Below are 18,691 nucleotides of genomic sequence, written 5' to 3'. Positions count from 1 at the left end.
GTGAACGTCGAAGCATCCCCGGGGGATCCTGGTGAGTCCGCTCGCCGTCGGCGCCGCGGCGACCGACACCACCCGGTCCGGCCGGGAGGGATGGGGCCCGCTGCCGCGCAGGCCCCGACCCGGGCGGACCTCGCCGCTGCTCACGATCCGTGCCCCGATCTCCCGCCGCTCGCGCCTGACCCTGGCGGTGCTCTCGCTCGCCCTGCCGTTCCTCGCCTGGGTCGTCCTCGTGGCCAGCGGCGTGGTCCCGTCGCGGTTCCTGCCCTCGCCGGGCGCGGTGCTCGCGGCGGGCATCGGCATGGCCGAGTCCGGCGAACTGTTCGCCGACCTCTGGGCCACCGTCCAGCGGGTGTTGTTCGGGTTCGGCCTGGCCGTCGCCGTGTCGGTGCCGATCGGGATCGTCATGGGGACTTTCCGGGCGGGGCAGGCGTTGTTCGAGCCGCTGATCAGTGTGCTGCGCTACCTGCCCGCGAGCGCGTTCATCCCGCTGCTGGTCATCTGGATGGGCCTCGGCGAGCCGTCCAAGATCGCCCTGCTGTTCATCGGCACCGTCTTCTTCAACACGTTGATGGTCTCCGACGTCGTGCGCGGTGTGCCGCGCCCGCTCATCGACGTGTCGTACACGCTCGGCGCTCGGCGCGGCGAAGTGCTGCGCAAGGTGATCGTGCCGCACTCGCTGCCCGGGATCGTCGACGCGGTCCGGGTCAACGCCGCCGCCGCATGGAACTTCGTGGTGGTCGCCGAACTGGTCAACTCGACCGAGGGCCTCGGCTACCGGATCGTGCGCTCCCAGCGGTTCCTGCAGACCGACAAGATCTTCGCCGTGCTCATCGTGATCGGCCTCTGCGGGGTGCTGATCGACGTGGTGCTTCGTCTGCTGCGCAACAAGGTCGGGCGGTGGACGGGATGAAGCTCGAACTCTCCGGCGTCGGTAAGTCCTTCCGGACAGGGGCAGCCTCGGTTCGCGCGCTCGACGGCGTCGATCTCCGCGTCGCCTCGGGCGAGTTCCTGTGTGTCGTCGGCGCGAGCGGCTCGGGCAAGTCCACTCTGCTCTCGCTCGTCGCCGGGCTCGACGTGCCGACCGAAGGCCGGATCACCCTCGACGGCGCCGAGGTCACCGGCCCCGGCCCGGACCGGGGTCTGGTGCCCCAGGCCGGGACGCTGTACCCGTGGCGAACGGTCGAGCGCAATGTCGCCTTCGGACTGGAGCTGCTCCCGATCACACCGGAGGACCGGGCCGCCCGGGTCGACTGGCACCTGGCCGAGACCGGCCTGACCGAGTTCCGGCACGCGCTGCCCCGGCAGCTCTCCGGCGGTCAGCAGCAGCGAGTCGCGATCGCCAGGGCGCTGGCGTGCGAGCCCGAGGTCCTGCTGCTCGACGAGCCCTTCGGCGCGCTCGACGTGCAGACCAAGGAGGACATGCAGGTCCTCGTCCGCCAAGTGTGGCGCGACACCGGCACCACCGTGCTCATGGTCACCCACGACGTCGAGGAGGCGGTGTTCCTCGGCGGCCGGGTGGTCGTCCTGGCGTGCGACCCCGGCCGGGTCGCCGCCGACATCACCGTCGCGCTGCCCGAGGACCGTGACCTCGACATCAAGCGCCACCCCGACTTCCTGGCCCTGCGCGCGTCGATCGAGGACATCGTCCGCGCCCAACACCGGGCCCACACCGCCCGGGCGACGGCAGGTGGACGGTGACTCTGGGAATCCTGAGCAGGCTCGGCATCCGGGGCAGGCTCAACGTCCTGCTCTTGGTCCCGCTCACCGCGGTGGTCCTCGTGGCGGTCCCGTTCGTCGCGGGCGGGATCGGCGACGCCCGCTCCGCCGGCCGCACCGCCGACATCGCGGGCCGCGCCCGGGACTTCGGTGGCCTGGTGTGGGAGTTGCAGCGCGAGCGGTTGCTCACCGCCGGCTACCTGGCGTCGGCGAGCGGGGACAACACCGACCTGGTCCGCCAGCAGCGGACCGTCGACACCGCGGCCGCCGCCGCTCTCGACTCCCTCGAAGGCGAGGGCATCGAGGAACTCGCGTCCGCCTTGGTGCGCATCGGTTCGCTGCGCGAGCTGCGGCAGAGCGCGCTGCGCCGGGGCATCTCGCCGGACGCGGTGGCCCGCACCTACCACGCGGTCATCGGCGCGATTCTCGACGCGCTCCGCCTGGTGCCGCAGCGGACCAGTGACGCCGAGGGCACTCGGCAGCTCACCGTTCTCGACTCGCTGCTGCGGGCCAACGAGGAGAACGAGCTCTACGGCATGGCGATCATCGCCACCGCGCTCGACCCGACCACCGGGCAGGTGTTGCTGGACAAGGCTTCCGCGCAGGCCCGGATGCTGACCGAGCGGTTCGTCCAGCAGGCCGACGTCGAGCACGCGGCCGTCGTCGTCGCCGTCGACCAGGGCGACCTGGCCCGCGAGGTGGCCGCCCTGGCCGCGCGGCTGCCGCTGGACCCCGAGGCCAACGCGGGCGAGTCGTTCATCTTCGACGCCCTCGCCACCGTGCAGACCCAGTCGCGGATGCGCCGGGTCGCCCAGGACAAGGTGACCGACCAGGTCACCACGGCCGCCGCCGACCGCGCCTCCGACGCCGGGCTGATCGCGCACAGCGTCGGTCTCGGCGCGGCGCTGCTGATCATGCTGGTCGCCCTCCTCGCGATCCGGGTCAGCCGCTCGATCTCCGACCCGCTGCGCAGACTCACCGACGCCGCCACCTCAGTTGCCGACCTGGCCGAGACCGAACTGGTCCGGGTCACCGACACCGAGGTCGCCGAGGTGCAGGCGCCCCGGCTCGCGGAGATCGAGGTCGCCAGCGCCGATGAGATCGGCAGGCTCGCCGCCGCGTTCAACCGGGTGCAGAGCACGGCGTCCTCGCTGGTGGAGCGGCAGGCGCTCACCCGGCGCAACGTCAGTTTGATGTTCGTCAACGTCGCGCAGCGCACCCAGAACCTGGTCGGCAGGCAGATGGCCCTGGTCGACGAGCTCGAACGCGACGAGCAGGACGTCCGGCTCCTCGAACGCCTCTACCGGCTCGACCACGTCTCCACCCGCCTGCGCCGCAGCGCCGACAACCTCCTCGTCGTCGCGGGCACCGCCGACCGCGGCAGGCTCTCCGGGCCGATCGAGCTGTCCACCACGCTGCGGTCCGCGCTGGCCGAGATCGAGGAGTACCAACGGGTTCGACTCGGTTCGATCTCCGACGTCACCCTCGCCGCGGATATCGGCGCCGACCTGGTGCTGGTGTTCGCCGAGCTGATGGAGAACGCGACGTCGTTCTCCCCGCCGACCACGACCGTCGAGGTCGGCGCCAAGTTCCAGACCGACGGCACCTGCGTGATCGAGATCGTCGACCACGGCATCGGCCTGCCACCGGAGAAGCTGGCCGAGGAGAACCGTCGCCTGGTCGAGCGGGAGCGGCTCGACATCGTCCCGACCACCGTGCTCGGCCTGTTCGTGGTCGGACGGCTCGCCCGCAGGCACTCGCTGCGCGTCGAACTCGACTCCACCCCGGGCGGCGGCGTGACCGCGCGGGTCCACATCGCGGTCGAGTCCTACCTGCGCCGGGTCGTGGAACCGGAACCGGCGCCCCAGCCGCTGCTCCCGCTGATGCCGGGCTTCCAGATCCCGCCCGCCACCCGCACCGACGGGTTCTTCTGGTTCCCCACCTTCTCCGGCGAGCAGGCCGGGCCCCCGCCCTCATCCCCGCCTGCCGCGCAACCGGAGCGCGGCGGCCTGCGCCGCCGGGTCCCGAGCACCGAGCCCGCGGGCGAGACGCTGAGGCAGGCGAGCCCACCCCCCGAGCGTGACCCGGAGGCCGCGCGCGCCGCGATGGACGACTTCCACACCGGTTTCATCCAGGCGCAGGCCAGGCCCACCGAGTCGCGCGGCGGCCTGAACCGCCGGGTCGCGGGCGCACAGCTGCCCGGTACTCCCCCCACGCCACCCGCTCCCCGTCAGAGCAGGCCGCGGCACGACCCGGAAGCCGCCCGCGCTGCGCTCAACGATTTCCACGGCGCGTTCGCCCGTGCCGCGGACCCGCCGCCGTCCTCGGCGCGCGGCGGACTGAGCAGGCGCGTCCCCGGCGAGAACCTCGCGCCGGGGCTGCGTCCGGCCGCTTTCGCGTCGGCGCCACCGGCCGTGCGGGCCTGGCACAGGCGCGACCCCGAGTCCGAACGGGCCGCCTTCGACAAATTCGCCATGGGATTGGCGAAAGCGGCCATCGTTACGGATAACGTCAGCCCCCAGGAAACCGCCCCGCACCCAGGGACGAGTCCGAGGAGAGAGAGCACAAGATGAGCAGGCCGCCGGCCCCCGCGATCAGCGTCGATGCGCAGAACTTCAACTGGCTGGTCAGCAGGTTCACCCAGAACACCGCGGGCGCCATCGGCGCGATCGCGGTGTCCGCCGACGGCCTGCTGATCGCGATGTCCGCGGATTTGGTGCGGGCCAACGCCGACCGGCTCGCGGCGATCTCCTCGGCCATGCTCGGACTGGCCAACGGTGTGTCCGACAGCCACCCGCTTGGCCAGCCGGACAAGGTGATCATCGAGTTGGAGCGCGGCTACCTGCTGGTCTGCACGATCAGCATCGGCTGCTCGCTCGGCGTGCTCGCCACCAAGGAGGCGAGCCTGGGCACCATCGCCTACGAGATGGCGATGTTCGCCAACCGGGCCAGCGCGGTGCTGACGCCGCAGCTGATCGAAGAGCTCAAGAACAGTGTCGGATAGCCGACCGGACGTCTCCCTGCTGCGGCCCTACCTGCTCACCGCGGGTCGGGCCAAGCCGGTGGACGACACCTTGGAGATCGAGGCGCAGGTGATGTCCAGCAGCCTCGGCGCCGCGGCGCACTCCGACCTCGCCTTCGAGCGGCGCGAGATCATCGCGCTGTGCCGCAAGACCATGTCCGTCGCCGAGATCGCCGCGTCGCTCAAGCTGCACATCGGGGTGGCCAGGGTGCTGGTGGCCGATCTGGCCGAACTCGGATACGTCGTCCTCCGGCGGCCGGGCGCGACCCCGGCCCAGGATCTCAGCATGATCGAAAGGGTCATTCGTGGACTCGAAGCCATCCGCTGAGCGCCCGCAGCGTCCGCCGGCACCGGTCAAGATCGTCATCGCCGGCGGGTTCGGCGTCGGCAAGACCACCGCGGTGGCCTCCATCTCGGAGATCTCGCCGCTGACCACCGAAGCCGCCATCACATCGGTGGGCGCGGAGATCGACCGGGTCGGGGAGGTCCCGGCGAAGACGACGACCACGGTCGCCATGGACTTCGGCTGCATCACCATCGACGAAGAGGTGAAGCTGTACCTGTTCGGCACCCCCGGCCAGGACCGCTTCGGCTTCATGTGGGGCGACCTGGTGCGCGGCGCGTTGGGCGCGCTGGTCATTGTCGACACAAGACGGATGGACGACTGCTACCCGGCGGTCGACTACTTCGAGAAGGCCGGTCTGCCGTTCGTTGTCGGGGTCAATATGTTCGGCGGCGAACTCGCCCACGAGCCCGACGACATCCGCTGGGCGCTGGCCATCGCCGACGAGGTGCCACTGATCATGTTCGACGCCCGCGAGAAGCTCTCCGTGCGCGACGCGCTGTTGGCCGTGCTGCGCAACACCTTCGCCAAGGCGCGGGCCGCGGCTAGCTGAGTCCGACGGCCAGGGCGGTGATGACCGCCCACGCCAGCATGGCGAGCCCGGTCTGCTTGAGCACCGGGATCAGCGCGGGCCCGGTCGCCTTGCCGAGGACCAGTTTGAGCGCGGGCACGACCAAGACCGCGGCGGCCAAGCCGGCGAGCGCCCACCAGGTCTGGGTGACCAGAGCGACGCTGACCACGAACGGGATCGCCACCAGGGCAGCGAAAAGCACCCGCGTGCCTTCCTCGCCGAGCCGCACGGCCAGCGTGGTCTTCCCCGCGATCCGGTCGGTCGGCACATCCCGCAGGTTGTTGGCGACGAGCACCGCCGCCGAGAACGACCCCATCGACACCGCGCACGCGAGGCCCGCCCAGCTGACTGTCCCGGCCTGGATGTACTGCGTGCCAAGGACGGCGACGAGCCCGAAGAACAGGAAGACGGCGACCTCGCCGAACCCGGAGTACCCGTACGGCTTGGACCCGCCGGTGTAGAACCAGGCCCCCGCGATGCACAGCGCGCCCACGGCCAACAGCCACCACTGCGCGCTCACGATCACCAGCACCAGCCCGGCCAGCGCGCCGATGCCGAAGCAGGCGAACGCGGCGAGCTTCACCGAGGACGGGGTGGCCAACCCGGAGCCGACCAGCCGCAGCGGCCCGACACGGTTGTCGTCGGTGCCCCGGATGCCGTCGGAGTAGTCGTTGGCGTAGTTCACCCCGACCTGCAGCGACAGCGCCACCACCAGCGCGAGCAGCGACTTCCACCAGGAGAACCCGCCGAGCGCCGCCGCCGCGCCCGCGCCGACCAACACCGGCGCGACCGAGTTCGGCAGCGTCCGCACCCGTGCGCCCTGGACCCATTCCGCGACTGTCGCCATGCGTCCATCTTGGTTGACGGGTCGGAACAGGGGGGCGACAGGCCCGGGTTTATCGATTATCGTTGTTATCGATAAACGTTAACCCGGGGGTGGCGATGACCAAGAATCCGCTGGATCCGATCCAGACGTCGGTGAAGTTGGTGTTCGCGTTCGTTCTGGCCATGACGGCGATCAGCTTGGTGACGGCGGTCGGGGGTTCCGGGGCCATGTTCGGCTTCGGGAGCGCGAGTGTGTGCGTGGAGGCGAGTTCCGGGTTCCCGGTCCGCGGGTCCGAGGAGACCCTGGTGCCTGACCTCGCACCGGGCGCGGGCGCGTCGGTGGCGGGCGTCCGCTTCTGCGCTCACGAGCCGTCGGGTGCGCAGCAGGCCTGGCACGTGGCGACCAAGCTGCCGAGTTTCCTCGTGTTCGCGGTGACGCTTTCGCTGGCCATGCTCATGTTCCGCGCCGCGAGGCGCCACGGGGTGTTCGTCGACAGGTTCGCCGCGCGCTTGCGGATCGTGGGTTGGGTGGTGCTCGCGGGCAGCGTGACCGCCGCTCTCGTCGAAGCGTGGGCCCGCCAACGCCTGCTCCAGTCGATGGTCGACCATCCGCTCAGCCAGTTCTGGCTGTGGGACGTCGAGCCCTCCATCCTGGCGATCTTCCTCGGCACGCTGCTGATCTCGTTCGCCCGGGTGCTGCGGATCAGCGCCCGCATGCGGGAGGACCTCACGTGGACGGTGTGACCGACGCCCACGAGATCCACGACATCTCAGTGCACCTCGACCGTGTCCTGGCCGAGCGCGGCATGACCCTGACCGAGTTGTCGAGCCGGGCGGGTATCTCGCTGGTGAACCTGTCGGTGCTCAAGAACGGGCGGGCGCGGGCGGTCCGGTTCAGCACCCTGAGCAGGCTGTGCGCGGTGCTCGACTGCCAGCCCGGCGATCTGCTCAGCCACGGCCAGGCCGGGGTGCAGGAGTGATCGGCCTCAGTTGTTGATCAGGTCCACCGCGCCGACCAACGCGCCCCAGGCGGCAGGCGTGACGGTCAGGACAGGCCCGTCTGCGTTCTTGGAATCCCGCACCCGCGCGTGTTCCACCCCTAGAGAAACCTCGACGCAATCGGTTTCGCCTCCTGAGCTAAAGCTGCTCTTGCGCCACCCGCCTTGCGTCATCCCAGCCGCCTTCCGCCCGGTCGTACTCGTCCGCCAGCGTGGCGACGAGCCCTCGAGATTGTCCCGCATCGAGGGCGACCTTGGCTATCTGCCTCATAAGCGATTGGAAGTCCGCCACCTGCCGGGCGTCTTCCAGGAACAGGCCGGCGATGTGGCAATCGAGGTAGACCAGGGGTGCGAACTTCGGATAGCCCAGCAGCCGAAACGCTCCGCCGAAGACTGCGGTGTCGCGGGCCGACGATGGCAAAATGCGGATCTGGATGTTCCGCTGGTCGGCGAAGAACAGCATCGCGAGCAGTTGCTCGGCCATCGTTCGGTAGTCGCCGACCTCCAAGCGCAGGGCGCGCTCGTGAACGAAGAAGGTGAACTGGGTTGGGTTGTTGCGGAACAGGATCCGCTGCCGCTCCATGCGCGCTTGCAGCAATGCTGCCCGCCGCTCATCGGTGAAATCTTGGCGGGCGAGCAGTGCGCGGACGTATGGCTCGGTCTGCAACAGGCCGGGGATGACTTCGGGTTCGTAGCTGATCGACCGGGTGGCGGTGGTCTCGTGGAAGATCAGCGACCGCAGGGAGTCCGACATCCACTGCCCGTGCGGCGCCAGCCAGTAGCCCCGGTCGTCGCCGGCCTCTCGACAGAACGTGATCAGCGCTTCCACGTCCTGATATCGCGCGCCGCAGGTCGCCAGGTAGTGCACCACCTCCGTCTCTGAGGTAGTGCCCCGATATCCCGTCTCGATCCGGTGCAGGTGCGCGATGGAACGCCCCAACTTGGGCGCGAGGTCCCGCAGCGTCAGCCCCGCCGCCTCCCGGTGCTCCCGCAACAAATCGCCCAGCTCGCGCACGCTAGCCCGGTTTCTCGCTCCCATTCCCCACACGCTAGGGACTTCCTGTGCCGCCCGGTGTCCCCGCGCGCCGATTCCACCCCATCGCGCTAGCCGTTCCCGCCCTGGGAACAGAACATCTCGACCAGCGCCCGCCGGTCCGGTTTCCCTGGTCCGATCAGCGGTAGTGCCGCCAAGACGATGAAGTCCTTGGGTGCCGCGGGGGCACTGAGTTCGGCTCGCACGACCGACCGCAGCTCGCCTTCGTCCACCGCGCCGGTCAGCACCAGCGCGGCCGCGACCCGCTGCCCCCACTGCGCGTCCGGCACGCCGACGACGCAGGCTTCCGCGACATTTCTCTGCGCCGTAAGGACATTTTCGACCGCGGCGGGGGCGACCTTCACCCCACCGGTATTGATCAGGTCGTCGACTCGGCCGAACACACGCAGCACTCCGTCACGAAACCCGCCCGCGTCCGACGTCCGGAACCATTCATCTACAAAGGACTCCTTGGTTGCTTTCGGGTCCAGCCGGTAGCCGTTGGCCAGCATGGGGCCGCTCAGTTCGATGACCCCATCGTCGATCCGCACGTCCACCCCGTCGAGCGGCACCCCGTCGTAGACGCATCCACCCGCGGTCTCCGACATCCCATACGTGGTGCGGACCCGGACCCCGGCGTCGAGCGCGCGTTCCAGCGTGCGCGCGGACACCGCCGCCCCGCCGACCAGGACCGCGTCGAAGGCGCGCAGCGCGGCGAGCGCGTCGCCGCCGTCCTCGACGATCCTGGTCAGCTGGGTCGGGACCAGCGCGGTGTACACCGGGCCGAGGGAGCCGAGCGCGTCCGAGGCCGACTCGGTGAAGACCTTGGGGCGGAACGCGGTGCGCGGCATCACGACCGGCTCGGTGCCCGCCACGATCGACCGCACCAGCACCTGCACCCCGGCGATGTGGTGCGCGGGCATCGCGAGCAGCCACGTGCCCGGCCCACCGAGGCGCGTGTGGGTCGCGTCCGCGGAAGCCCGCAGCGCCTTCGCCGACAGCAACACGCCCTTCGGCTTGCCGGTCGAGCCGGACGTGCGCACGACCAGCGCCGTGTCGGGTTCCAGCGGCTCGCCCGGCGCCATGTCCTCACCGGACTGTCCCATGGCGACCGGCAGCACGGCGGGACCCGAGCCGTCCAGCGCCGCCCGTAGCGCCTTCATGAATTCGGATGTGTCCGGATCGAGAACTCGCAGGTCGTGCATATACACAGTTTCCACCACTAGCCTCTGGCGATGACCAAAACCTGGGGGCGGCAAGTGAACGAGCCGCTGCGCGATGCCTACCTGACGAGGCTCGGCTTACGCACCCCGCCGCCCGCGACCCTGGACACATTGCGCGAACTGCACCGGGCCCAGGTCGAGAAGATCCCGTACGAGACCGTCTGGATCGCCCTCGGCGAGCAGCGCACCGTCGACCCCCTCGACTCCCTGCGCTACCTGCTGCGCGGCCGGGGCGGCTACTGCTACCACCTCAACGGCGCTTTCAGCACCCTGCTCGCCTGGCTCGGCTTCGACGTCCACTGGCGCGTCGGCGGGGTCCAAGGCGGCAAGGGCGACGAGCCGGGTATCACGGCCAACCACCTGGTGATCGAAGTCCACGGCCTCGACGGTGGACCGTGGATGGTGGACGCGGGCCTCGGTGACGGCCTGTACGACCCGATCCCGCTGGCCGAGGGCGTCTACGAGCAGGCGCCGTACACCTTCGCGCTGCGTCCCTCCGAAGTCGTCCCCGGCGGCTGGCGCCTCGACCACGACGCACGCGGATCGTTCATCGGCATGGACTTCGCCCCCGCGCAGGCCAAGGTCGACGACTTCCTCGCCAAACACGACCACCTGTGCACGTCCCCGGACTCCGGCTTCGTCCGCGTCGTGACGGTCTCGAACCGCGACGCGAAGACAATCCGCGAGTTGCGCGGCCGGCTGTACAAGGAGACCAACGCCGACGGCGTCACCCACACCGAGATCGCCGACCGCGGCGACTACTTCGGCCTGCTCGGTGACGTCTTCGGCCTGCCTTTGCCGGAAATCGGCGCGGACCGCCGAGACGCCTTGTGGGCCCGACTGTGCGTGGACCATGAGCAGTACGTGGCGGGCAAAGGCGCCCGCCGCCGCGCCGCTCAGTAGTAGTACGGGAAGCGTGACCAGTCCGGGTCGCGCTTCTCCAGGAACGAGTCGCGCCCCTCGACGGCCTCATCGGTCATGTAGGCCAACCGGGTGGTTTCGCCGGCGAAGATCTGCTGGCCCACCAAGCCGTCGTCGATCGCGTTGAACGCGTACTTGAGCATCCGCTGCGCTGTCGGCGACTTGCCGTTGATCTCCCGCGCCCACTGCAGCGCGGTCGCCTCCAGCTCCGCGTGCGGCACCGCCTGGTTCACCGCGCCCATCTTGACCATGTCCTCGGCGGTGTACGTCCGGCCGAGGAAGAAGATCTCCCTGGCGAACTTCTGCCCGACCTGCCGCGCCAGGTACGCCGAGCCGAAGCCACCGTCGAAGCTGCCCACGTCGGCGTCGGTCTGCTTGAAGCGGGCGTGCTCCGTGCTGGCCAGCGTCAGGTCGCACGTCACGTGCAGGCTGTGCCCACCGCCCGCGGCCCAACCGGGGACGACCGCGATGACGACCTTCGGCATGAACCGGATCAGCCGCTGGCACTCCAGGATGTGCAGCCTGCCCGCGCGCGCCGGGTCGACCGTCTCGGCGGTCTCGCCGGAGGCGTACTGGTAGCCGGTGCGCCCGCGAATGCGCTGGTCACCGCCGGAGCAGAAGGCCCAGCCGCCGTCCTTGGCCGACGGGCCGTTTCCGGTGATGAGGACACAGCCGACATCGGAGCTCATCCGCGCGTGGTCGAGCGCGCGGTACAGCTCGTCGACCGTGTGCGGCCGGAACGCGTTGCGCACCTCGGGCCGGTCGAACGCGATCCGCACGGCGCCCGTGTCCACGGCGCGGTGGTAGGTGATGTCGGTGAAGTCGAACCCGTCGATCTCGCGCCACTGCGCCGGGTCGAACAGCTCGGATACCTCGCGGTCAGCCACACCGCGAGCATGCCGGCGCGCCTGTGGACAGTCGTTCGCGGGGTTGCGGGTCGGCGTGTAAAGCTGGGGGTGTGCACGACCTCGACTCGGCTCTGGAAGTGATTCGCGCGCGGGACGACACCGCGGCGAAGCACGCGCACGCCCTCTGGCAGGTGATGCGCGCGACAGCGGCCCACCCGACCAAGGTCACCAAATACGAGGTCCAGCAGATGGTGTGGGGCACGCTGCCGCTGGCCGCCCGCCGCCCCGACGGCGCCGAGGCCTTCGACGACCTGCACGACACCTGCGAGGCCTTCGCCGAGCTGCTCGACCTTCTCGGCCACGGCGACTACGCCTGCCTCTGCCGCGGCGAGGCCACCCACGCCATCCTCGACGCCGCCCGCGACGACGACCGCTACCGCGCCCTGGTCGAGCGGGCCTGGCGCTCCTCCGGCGTCTACCCCCCGGACCCGCCCACGCTGACCTGGTCAGACCACGCGGGCGATGTCGAACAGGCCCTCCGTGCGGCGGCGGGCCGGATGCTCGAGGAAGCCATCGACGCGGGCACCCTGCGCGCCGACGGCACCGACGAGCCCGAACGCGTCGAGCTGGTGCTGCGGCTGCTGATGAGCCCGGACACCACCGGCGAGGACACCTGGTTCGGCAAACTCCTCGATGAACGCCTCGACTCGTGGATCCTCGGCCGCGGCAGCCAGACCCGCCGCGAGGTCCTGGTCCGCCTGCGCCCCGACATCCGCAGGCCCCCCGAGGCCGCGGGCTACGATCTCCCGGCCTTGGAGACCCTCCTCGACGCCTGCCGCGGCAAGGGCGCCCGCCTCACCGAGCGCGGCTACCTGCCCACCGCACTGGTCGCCGAACTCGCGGCGGTCATGCCCACCTGCCGCGAAGCCCCGTCGGCGGGCCGCGGCGAGTCCGCCTGGCCCCCGATTCGCCTGCTGCGGGAGCTGGCCACCGACTTCGGCCTGGTCGAGCGCTCAGGCTCGCGGCTGCTGCTCACCGACCGCGGCGACACCGTCGTCGACGACCCGGACGCCCTGCTCATGGCCGTCGGGGAGACGATCGTCGCCACCGACCGCCCGGCCATGGCCGTCATCCAGGAAGTAGTCCTCGGCGCGCTGCTCCTGGAAGACCGGATGTCCCCGGACCGCATCTTCGCCAAGATCGCCCACGTCCTCACCGAAGACACGTGGACCGACCCTGCCGGGCTCCCGCTCGGCGAGCCCCACGCCCGCGAAGCAGCCTCCCGCTTCCTCAAAGCCCTGAGAACCCTCGACGCCCTCGACGCCGACTGGAACGCCCGCCGCGTAGGCCTCACCGACGCAGGCACCTCCATAGCCCGCTGGGCGCTCCGCACCCAAGTCCTGTTCCCACCCCCCACCCTCCCGTGACCCCCACCCCCGCGACACCGAGTTCCCCGCCCGCGACCGCGAGTCCCACGTTCGCGACCGCGAGTCCCACGTTCGCGACCGCGAGTCCCACGTTCGCGACACCGAGTCCGCCGTTGGCGCCCGCGAGTCGCCCCTTCCGGCAGGTGAGTTCAACATTCGCGGGTGCTCGCCCGGCGCCGTCTCGCCGCTGGTCGGCGAACTCTCGGTCGGTTGCCACGGGCTCTACGGTCCCGACCGCGAGTCGCAAGTCAGGGACCGCGGGCCGTCGGCTCGCGGTCGATCGGAATGGAGTCGAGTGAACCCGTCCACCGCGATGGCGACCGTCGTCGTCGACGAGCTGGTGCGCAACGACGTGCGGCACATCGTGCTGTGCCCCGGCTCCCGCAACGCCGCCCTGTCCTTCGCCCTTCACAAGGCGTCGCTGGCCGGGGTGCTCACCCTGCATGTCCGCGTCGACGAACGGTCGGCGGCCTTCTTCGCCCTCGGCATCGGCAAGGCCACCGGCCGCCCCGCCGCCGTGGTCTGCACTTCCGGCACCGCCGTTGCCAACCTGCACCCGGCCGTCCTCGAAGCCCACCACTGCGGCATCGGCCTGCTCCTGATCACCGCCGACCGCCCGCCCGAGCTGCACGGCACCGGGGCCAACCAGACCATCGACCAGCGCAACATCTTCGGCAGCTCCGCCGTCGCCGTCGACTTCCCGGTCGCCGAGGCGCGCGCGGGCCTGAACCCCGTCTGGCGCGGGTTGGTCTGCCGTGGCGTCGCGCGCGCGGAGACAGGGCGCCCGGTCCAGCTCAATATCCCCTTCCGCGAGCCGCTCGTCCCCACCGACGCCGCCGACTGGCCCGACAGCCTCGACGGCCGACCAGACGGCTCCCGCTGGACCACCTCCTCGGCCGCTCGCACCGTGCCCGGCAACCGCGTCGACTTCCCCCTGCCCGCCCGCTCCCTGATGGTCGTCGGCAGCGGCGATCCGGCCCGCGCGGCCGCGGCGGCGGTGGTCGCGGCGAAGGCGGGCTGGCCGGTGGTCGCCGAGCCCGTCGGCGCGGCGGCCGCGGTCATCGGCGGCGCCCACGTCCTGCGGCGCGGCCCGCTGCTCCTCGGGAGCGGCGCCCTGCCCGAACACCTGCGGCCGGACGCGGTGATCGTCGTCGGCAGGCCCACCCTGTCGCGCGGTGTGCGCGGCCTGATGGACCGCGCCCCGGTCTACGGCATCGGTGACCATCCACAATGGACGGACCCGCAGTACGTCGCCACTCACGTCCGCGGCTGGCTCGACGACGACGATCTCACCCACGTCACCGACTACGACCCCACCTGGCTCGCAGGCTGGCGCGCCGCCGAGAAGGCCGCCGTCAAGGCCGTCGACTCCGTCCTCGACGACCAGCCATGGCCCACCGGCCTGCACGTCGCCCGCGACGTCGTCGCCGCTCTGCCCGCGGGCGCGACCCTGTTCCTCGGCTCGTCCAACCCGGTCCGCGACGTCGACATCGCCGCCGACCACCGCGCCGACCTCACCATCCACGCCAACCGCGGCGTCGCGGGCATCGACGGCAACGTCTCCGCGGCGGCGGGCACCGCCATCGGCACCGGCGGCCCGACCTACGCCCTCATCGGCGACCTGACGTTCCTGCACGATCTCAACGCCCTGCTCTTAGGCCCCGAGGAAGAACGCCCCAACCTGACCGTGGTCGTCCTCAACGACGACGGCGGCGGCATCTTCTCCCTGCTGGAACAGGGCGCCGACGAACACGCGGCCGGCTTCGAACGCGTCTTCGGCACGCCCACCGGCGCGGACCTGAGCAGCCTCTGTGCGGGTTATCACGTGCCGCACACGGTGGCGGATTCCGCGGCCGCCCTCACCGAGGCGCTCGCCCCCGCATCCGGCTTGCGCGTGATCGAAGTACGCGCCGACCGGGCCATTCTGCGCCCGCTGCACGCCCATCTCCGCGAGACCATCGCCCGCCTCCACACCCCATAGGCCCACCAGCGACGACGCGTCATCTGAGGGAAACGCCGACCAGCGAAAACCGGTGCGGATAGGCTCGGGGGGTGGCAAAGATGGAGGAGCGGGGATCCCCCGTCCGGGCCTTGGACGGCGTCGGACCGGACCTGGTGACGCCCCTACCCGCCCAAACCCCACATCGGCCCACCGGCGGGGACAAGGTGAACTCCCAGCTCAAAGCCCCCGCCGACCCGGTCGCCACCGCCGAGGCGCCACCCACCGCGATGGCCCACTTGGCGGACGCCGACCCCTGGTCAACCGCCGAAGCCGAGGCGACGCGGTCGGCCCCACCCGAATCCGCGGAGCCGGCAAAGCAGGTCGGCGACACCTGGTCGGCCGCCGAGGCAAGCGAAGTGACGTTCGAACGCACCCAACTGGCCGACTCCACCGACGATGCTGCTTCCAAACCCAGCCCAGCTGGATCACCTGGCGGCGGGATCACGGAGGCGCGCCTCGCTGAGCGGGCTGATGATGGGGCTGCGGTATCGCGCCTGCCTGGGTCGGCCGCTGAATCGGTCCCCGCCGATGTTGACGCCACTGAGCCCCACCCCGCCCAGCGGCCAGGCGCCGGTGTCGAGCCGCACGTACCCGACAGCGAAGGCGATGGCGAGATGCCCGCCCCCACCAAAACGCACCGTGACCACGTCGAGCCTCACGATGCGCTCCCCGACGGAGTCAAGCCCCAGCCCTACAAGCTCCGCCGGGCAGCCGCCTGCGCCATCCTCTTCATCGCCGTCATCACCACCCTCCTCGGCTTCCTGCTGGTCATCGCCGCGGGCGCCGAGGACTCCGCCATCGAGAGCCATACCGGCCGGGCCGACGCCGAGGTCCTCGACGTCACCGCCCACCGCACGCTCGTGCGCTTCCAGACCCCCGACGGCGCCGAGCACGTTCCCAACGTCGGTGTCCTCTACCCCGAGGCGCTCGAAGAGGGCCAGGTCGTCCGGGTCGAGTACGACATGCGTGACCCCGACCTCGTCCGGGTCGCCGGTCGGGGCGCCACCCTGACTTTCCTGCCCGCCTTCACCACCCTCTTCGCCGTCTGGACGGTGTCTGTGGGGCTGGTGTGGTGGCTGCGCAAGCCGGGGCCACTGCACCTTCGTTCGTTGCGCGCACGGCGCAAGCTCGCGGTGTAACACCTCTCTTCAAAATTTGCCTCCAGGTGTAACATCGACCGTGTGGACCTGGAACGCGAATTCGAGCGCGTCGTCGCCGCCGACCATCGGATCGAGCCGCGCGACTGGATGCCGGACGGCTATCGCAAGACGCTGATCCGGCAGATCGCGCAGCACGCGCACTCCGAGATCATCGGCATGCAGCCCGAGGGCAACTGGATCAGCCGCGCCCCGAGCCTGCGGCGCAAGGCGATCCTGCTGGCCAAGGTGCAGGACGAGGCCGGTCACGGCCTCTACCTCTACGCCGCCACCGAGACCCTCGGCGCCGACCGCGAGGACCTCACGACCAAGCTCATCGAGGGCCGCCAGAAGTACTCCTCGATCTTCAACTACCCCACGCTCACCTTCGCCGACGTCGGCGTCATCGGCTGGCTGGTCGACGGCGCCGCGATCTGCAACCAGGTGCCGCTCTGCCGCACCTCGTACGGCCCGTACGCCCGCGCCATGATCCGCGTCTGCAAGGAAGAGTCCTTCCATCAGCGCCAGGGCTACGAACTCCTCATGACCATGATGCGTGGCACCGACGCGCAGAAGGCGATGGTGCAGGACGCCGTCAACCGCTGGTGGTGGCCGTCCCTGATGATGTTCGGCCCGCCGGACGCCGAGTCGTCCAACACCGAGCAGTCCATGGTCTGGCGGATCAAGCGGCACACCAACGACGAGCTGCGTCAACGCTTCGTCGACATGTCCGTGCCGCAGGCCGAGAAGCTCGGCGTCACCCTGCCGGACCCGAAGATCGCCTGGAACGCCGAGCGCGGCCACCACGACTTCGGCGACATCGACTGGGACGAGTTCTGGCAGGTCGTCAAGGGCGACGGCCCGTGCAACGCCGAGCGGATCGAGAACCGCCGCAAGGCGCACGAGGACGGCGCGTGGGTTCGGGAAGCAGCTGCCGCTTACGCGGCTAAGAAGGAGCGGGTGGCATGACTGAGCCCAGGTCGTCTTGGCCTCTTTACGAAGTGTTCGTTCGCGGCAAGCGCGGGCTGAACCACGTGCACGTCGGCTCCCTGCACGCACCCGACGACGAGATGGCGCTGCGCAACGCGCGCGACCTCTACACGCGCCGCAACGAGGGCGTGAGCATCTGGGTCGTCAAGGCTGACGCCATCACCGCGTCCAGCCCGGACGAGAAGGACCCGTTCTTCGCCCCCGCGGGCGACAAGGTCTACCGGCACCCGACGTTCTACGCCATTCCCGAGGATGTGCCGCATCTATGAGCTTCGACAATGCCTACGAGTCCCTCGTCGAGGGGCACGAGGAGAAGCACTGGGCCTTCGGCACCGGCTTCACCCACGCGCTGTCCGGTGTGGACCGCGCCATTTCGTCCACTGTGGACCGTGACGACCTCGCCGCCTACTGCCTCATGCTCGGCGACGACGCCCTGGTCTACGCCCAGCGTCTCGCCGAGTGGTGCGCCAAGGCCCCTGAGTTGGAAGAGGACGTCGCGCTGGCCAACATCGCGCTCGACCTCCTCGGCCAGGCCCGGATGCTGCTCTCCCGCGCCGGGGAGATCCAGGGAACCGACGAGGACGCCCTGGCCTACCTGCGCGACTCGTCCGAGTTCCGCAACGTCCATCTCGCCGAGATCGACTGCGGCCCCGGCCCCGGCGGCGACTTCGCCACCACCATGGCCCGCCTGCTCGTCTTCTCCGCGTGGCGCCTCGCGCTGCTGCACCGGCTGACCGGCTCGGCCGACCCGGTGCTGGCCGCCGTCGCCGCGAAGGGCGTCAAGGAGCTGACCTATCACCGCGACCACGCCGCCCAGTGGGTGCTGCGACTCGCGGGCGGCACGGACTACTCCCGCGAGCGCATGGTCGCGGGCCTCGCTGTGGTCTGGCCGCACCTCGACGAGCTCTTCACCGCGCACCCCATCGAGCACCGCCTGGCCGAGGCGGGCGTCGCCGTCGACCCGGCCGAGCTCAGGTCCGAAGTGGACAGCGTGCTCGACACAGTGCTGGGTGCCGCCGGTCTGACCCGTCCCGACGTCGCGAGCGTCCCGGGCGGCGGCCGAGGCGGCGTGCACACCGAGGCCATGGCGCCTCTCCTGGCCGAGATGCAGGTGGTCGCGCGCGCCCTGCCGGGAGGCGTGTGGTGAGCGCGCGTCAGGTCGCCGAGCAGGTGCTCGACCCCGAGCTCCCGGTGCTCACCCTGGCCGATCTCGGCGTGCTGCGCGAGGTCAGCGAGGTCGGCGACCGCGTGGTCGTGACGATCACACCGACGTACTCCGGCTGCCCCGCGCTCGACGAGATGCGGTCGGACCTGCACGAGAAGCTCACCGAGGCGGGTTACCGCGATGTCGAGATCCGTACCGTCCTGCACCCCGCGTGGACCACCGACTGGATCAGCGACGACGGTCTGCGCAAGCTCACCGAGCACGGCATCGCCCCGCCGTCGCGCATCGGCCCCCGCGCGGTCGGCCCGATCCCGCTCACCTTGGAGCCACCGAAGCGCCGCGTGAGCTGCCCCCACTGCGGCTCCGCGCGCACCACCGAACTGTCCCGCTTCGGCTCCACCGCGTGCAAAGCCCTGCGCCGCTGCGAGGACTGCCGAGAGCCGTTCGAACAAATCAAGGAGATTTAGTTGA

Annotated in this window: 21 protein-coding genes; 16 read left to right on the top strand and 5 right to left on the bottom strand. The window is 70.6% G+C overall.

The window, feature by feature from the left end; all coding sequences use genetic code 11:
* Positions 1-31: 31 nt before the first annotated feature.
* Genes GPZ80_RS32445 through GPZ80_RS04670 form a run of 6 tightly spaced genes read left to right on the top strand, consistent with a single transcriptional unit; the run spans position 32 to position 5,634 of the window.
* On the top strand, positions 32-910 hold the full coding sequence (locus GPZ80_RS32445) for an ABC transporter permease (protein WP_312880113.1): 879 nt from the start codon (positions 32-34) through the stop codon (positions 908-910).
* Positions 907-1,698 carry an ABC transporter ATP-binding protein gene (locus tag GPZ80_RS04690; RefSeq protein WP_187218508.1) on the top strand — a complete coding sequence of 264 codons (792 nt, stop codon included), beginning with the start codon at positions 907-909 and terminating at the stop codon, positions 1,696-1,698. Before GPZ80_RS32445 ends, GPZ80_RS04690 begins: the two co-directional genes overlap by 4 nt.
* Positions 1,695-4,289, top strand: coding sequence for a sensor histidine kinase (locus GPZ80_RS04685; protein WP_187218507.1), 2,595 nt, complete (start codon positions 1,695-1,697; stop codon positions 4,287-4,289). Before GPZ80_RS04690 ends, GPZ80_RS04685 begins: the two co-directional genes overlap by 4 nt.
* Positions 4,286-4,720, top strand: coding sequence for a roadblock/LC7 domain-containing protein (locus GPZ80_RS04680; protein ID WP_187218506.1), 435 nt, complete (start codon positions 4,286-4,288; stop codon positions 4,718-4,720). The genes GPZ80_RS04685 and GPZ80_RS04680 overlap by 4 nt, the downstream gene beginning before the upstream one ends.
* Entirely contained in the window at positions 4,710-5,066 is a 357-nt protein-coding gene (locus GPZ80_RS04675; RefSeq protein WP_187218505.1) for a DUF742 domain-containing protein, read from the top strand. Before GPZ80_RS04680 ends, GPZ80_RS04675 begins: the two co-directional genes overlap by 11 nt.
* On the top strand, positions 5,044-5,634 hold the full coding sequence (locus GPZ80_RS04670; RefSeq protein WP_187218504.1) for a GTP-binding protein: 591 nt from the start codon (positions 5,044-5,046) through the stop codon (positions 5,632-5,634). The genes GPZ80_RS04675 and GPZ80_RS04670 overlap by 23 nt, the downstream gene beginning before the upstream one ends.
* Here GPZ80_RS04670 and GPZ80_RS04665 read toward each other — a convergent pair.
* Complete coding sequence (locus GPZ80_RS04665) at positions 5,627-6,499, bottom strand: 1,4-dihydroxy-2-naphthoate polyprenyltransferase (protein ID WP_187218503.1); 873 nt, start codon at positions 6,497-6,499, stop codon at positions 5,627-5,629. The genes GPZ80_RS04670 and GPZ80_RS04665 overlap by 8 nt on opposite strands.
* Positions 6,500-6,594: 95 nt before the next feature.
* On the opposite strand from GPZ80_RS04665, the gene GPZ80_RS04660 reads away from it, so the two are divergent.
* On the top strand, positions 6,595-7,221 hold the full coding sequence (locus tag GPZ80_RS04660; RefSeq protein WP_187218502.1) for a hypothetical protein: 627 nt from the start codon (positions 6,595-6,597) through the stop codon (positions 7,219-7,221).
* Positions 7,209-7,457, top strand: coding sequence for a helix-turn-helix domain-containing protein (locus GPZ80_RS04655; protein WP_312880112.1), 249 nt, complete (start codon positions 7,209-7,211; stop codon positions 7,455-7,457). The genes GPZ80_RS04660 and GPZ80_RS04655 overlap by 13 nt, the downstream gene beginning before the upstream one ends.
* A 6-nt stretch (positions 7,458-7,463) precedes the next feature.
* Here the strand turns inward: GPZ80_RS04655 and GPZ80_RS04650 are convergent, their stop codons facing one another.
* The 3 genes from GPZ80_RS04650 to menE form a co-directional block, all read right to left on the bottom strand.
* Entirely contained in the window at positions 7,464-7,649 is a 186-nt protein-coding gene (locus GPZ80_RS04650) for a DUF397 domain-containing protein (protein WP_222718858.1), read from the bottom strand.
* On the bottom strand, positions 7,615-8,490 hold the full coding sequence (locus GPZ80_RS04645; RefSeq protein WP_187218500.1) for a helix-turn-helix domain-containing protein: 876 nt from the start codon (positions 8,488-8,490) through the stop codon (positions 7,615-7,617). Before GPZ80_RS04645 ends, GPZ80_RS04650 begins: the two co-directional genes overlap by 35 nt.
* Positions 8,491-8,579: 89 nt before the next feature.
* Positions 8,580-9,713, bottom strand: a complete 1,134-nt coding sequence (gene menE, locus GPZ80_RS04640) for an o-succinylbenzoate--CoA ligase (RefSeq protein WP_187218499.1) — start codon at positions 9,711-9,713, stop codon at positions 8,580-8,582.
* Between the two features lie 30 nt (positions 9,714-9,743).
* Here menE and GPZ80_RS04635 point away from each other — a divergent pair, with 30 nt between their 5' ends.
* Positions 9,744-10,634, top strand: a complete 891-nt coding sequence (locus GPZ80_RS04635; RefSeq protein WP_187218498.1) for an arylamine N-acetyltransferase family protein — start codon at positions 9,744-9,746, stop codon at positions 10,632-10,634.
* Here the strand turns inward: GPZ80_RS04635 and GPZ80_RS04630 are convergent.
* Positions 10,628-11,539: a 1,4-dihydroxy-2-naphthoyl-CoA synthase gene (locus GPZ80_RS04630; RefSeq protein WP_187218497.1), complete on the bottom strand. Its 912-nt coding sequence runs from the start codon at positions 11,537-11,539 to the stop codon at positions 10,628-10,630. The two genes, GPZ80_RS04635 and GPZ80_RS04630, sit on opposite strands and share 7 nt — an antisense overlap.
* A 71-nt stretch (positions 11,540-11,610) precedes the next feature.
* On the opposite strand from GPZ80_RS04630, the gene GPZ80_RS04625 reads away from it, so the two are divergent.
* From GPZ80_RS04625 to paaD, 7 genes are all read left to right on the top strand, one after another.
* Positions 11,611-12,927 (top strand): hypothetical protein, encoded by a 1,317-nt coding sequence (locus tag GPZ80_RS04625; RefSeq protein WP_187218496.1) that lies wholly within the window; start codon positions 11,611-11,613, stop codon positions 12,925-12,927.
* Positions 12,928-13,222: 295 nt separating this feature from the next.
* Positions 13,223-14,908: a 2-succinyl-5-enolpyruvyl-6-hydroxy-3-cyclohexene-1-carboxylic-acid synthase gene (gene menD / locus GPZ80_RS04620; protein ID WP_187218495.1), complete on the top strand. Its 1,686-nt coding sequence runs from the start codon at positions 13,223-13,225 to the stop codon at positions 14,906-14,908.
* 71 nt (positions 14,909-14,979) lie between these two features.
* Positions 14,980-16,068, top strand: coding sequence for a DUF3592 domain-containing protein (locus GPZ80_RS31995; protein WP_222718857.1), 1,089 nt, complete (start codon positions 14,980-14,982; stop codon positions 16,066-16,068).
* Between the two features lie 42 nt (positions 16,069-16,110).
* Positions 16,111-17,034 (top strand): 1,2-phenylacetyl-CoA epoxidase subunit PaaA, encoded by a 924-nt coding sequence (gene paaA / locus GPZ80_RS04610; protein WP_187218494.1) that lies wholly within the window; start codon positions 16,111-16,113, stop codon positions 17,032-17,034.
* The gene (paaB, locus tag GPZ80_RS04605) at positions 17,031-17,324 is read left to right on the top strand and encodes a 1,2-phenylacetyl-CoA epoxidase subunit PaaB (RefSeq protein ID WP_187218493.1); all 294 of its coding nucleotides are present in this window, start codon (positions 17,031-17,033) and stop codon (positions 17,322-17,324) included. Before paaA ends, paaB begins: the two co-directional genes overlap by 4 nt.
* Positions 17,321-18,202: a 1,2-phenylacetyl-CoA epoxidase subunit PaaC gene (paaC, locus tag GPZ80_RS04600; protein WP_187218492.1), complete on the top strand. Its 882-nt coding sequence runs from the start codon at positions 17,321-17,323 to the stop codon at positions 18,200-18,202. Before paaB ends, paaC begins: the two co-directional genes overlap by 4 nt.
* Positions 18,196-18,687, top strand: coding sequence for a 1,2-phenylacetyl-CoA epoxidase subunit PaaD (gene paaD, locus GPZ80_RS04595; RefSeq protein WP_187218491.1), 492 nt, complete (start codon positions 18,196-18,198; stop codon positions 18,685-18,687). Before paaC ends, paaD begins: the two co-directional genes overlap by 7 nt.
* Positions 18,688-18,691 lie beyond the last annotated feature (4 nt).

This window comes from Actinokineospora xionganensis (assembly GCF_014323725.1).
Classification (GTDB): Bacteria; Actinomycetota; Actinomycetes; order Mycobacteriales; family Pseudonocardiaceae; genus Actinokineospora; species Actinokineospora xionganensis.
The sequence above is the reverse complement of the archived record's forward strand: the minus strand, read 5'-3'. Positions and strand labels throughout refer to the sequence as shown.

Excerpts from the sequence above, each read along its gene's own strand:
- GPZ80_RS04665 (WP_187218503.1), bottom strand. The coding sequence starts at position 6,499 with ATGGCGACAGTCGCGGAATGGGTCCAGGGCGCACGGGTGCGGACGCTG.
- GPZ80_RS04680 (WP_187218506.1), top strand. The coding sequence starts at position 4,286 with ATGAGCAGGCCGCCGGCCCCCGCGATCAGCGTCGATGCGCAGAACTTC.
- GPZ80_RS04690 (WP_187218508.1), top strand. The coding sequence starts at position 907 with ATGAAGCTCGAACTCTCCGGCGTCGGTAAGTCCTTCCGGACAGGGGCA.
- paaC (WP_187218492.1), top strand. The coding sequence starts at position 17,321 with ATGAGCTTCGACAATGCCTACGAGTCCCTCGTCGAGGGGCACGAGGAG.
- GPZ80_RS04635 (WP_187218498.1), top strand. The coding sequence starts at position 9,744 with ATGACCAAAACCTGGGGGCGGCAAGTGAACGAGCCGCTGCGCGATGCC.
- menE (WP_187218499.1), bottom strand. The coding sequence starts at position 9,713 with ATGCACGACCTGCGAGTTCTCGATCCGGACACATCCGAATTCATGAAG.
- paaB (WP_187218493.1), top strand. The coding sequence starts at position 17,031 with ATGACTGAGCCCAGGTCGTCTTGGCCTCTTTACGAAGTGTTCGTTCGC.
- GPZ80_RS04650 (WP_222718858.1), bottom strand. The coding sequence starts at position 7,649 with ATGACGCAAGGCGGGTGGCGCAAGAGCAGCTTTAGCTCAGGAGGCGAA.
- GPZ80_RS04660 (WP_187218502.1), top strand. The coding sequence starts at position 6,595 with ATGACCAAGAATCCGCTGGATCCGATCCAGACGTCGGTGAAGTTGGTG.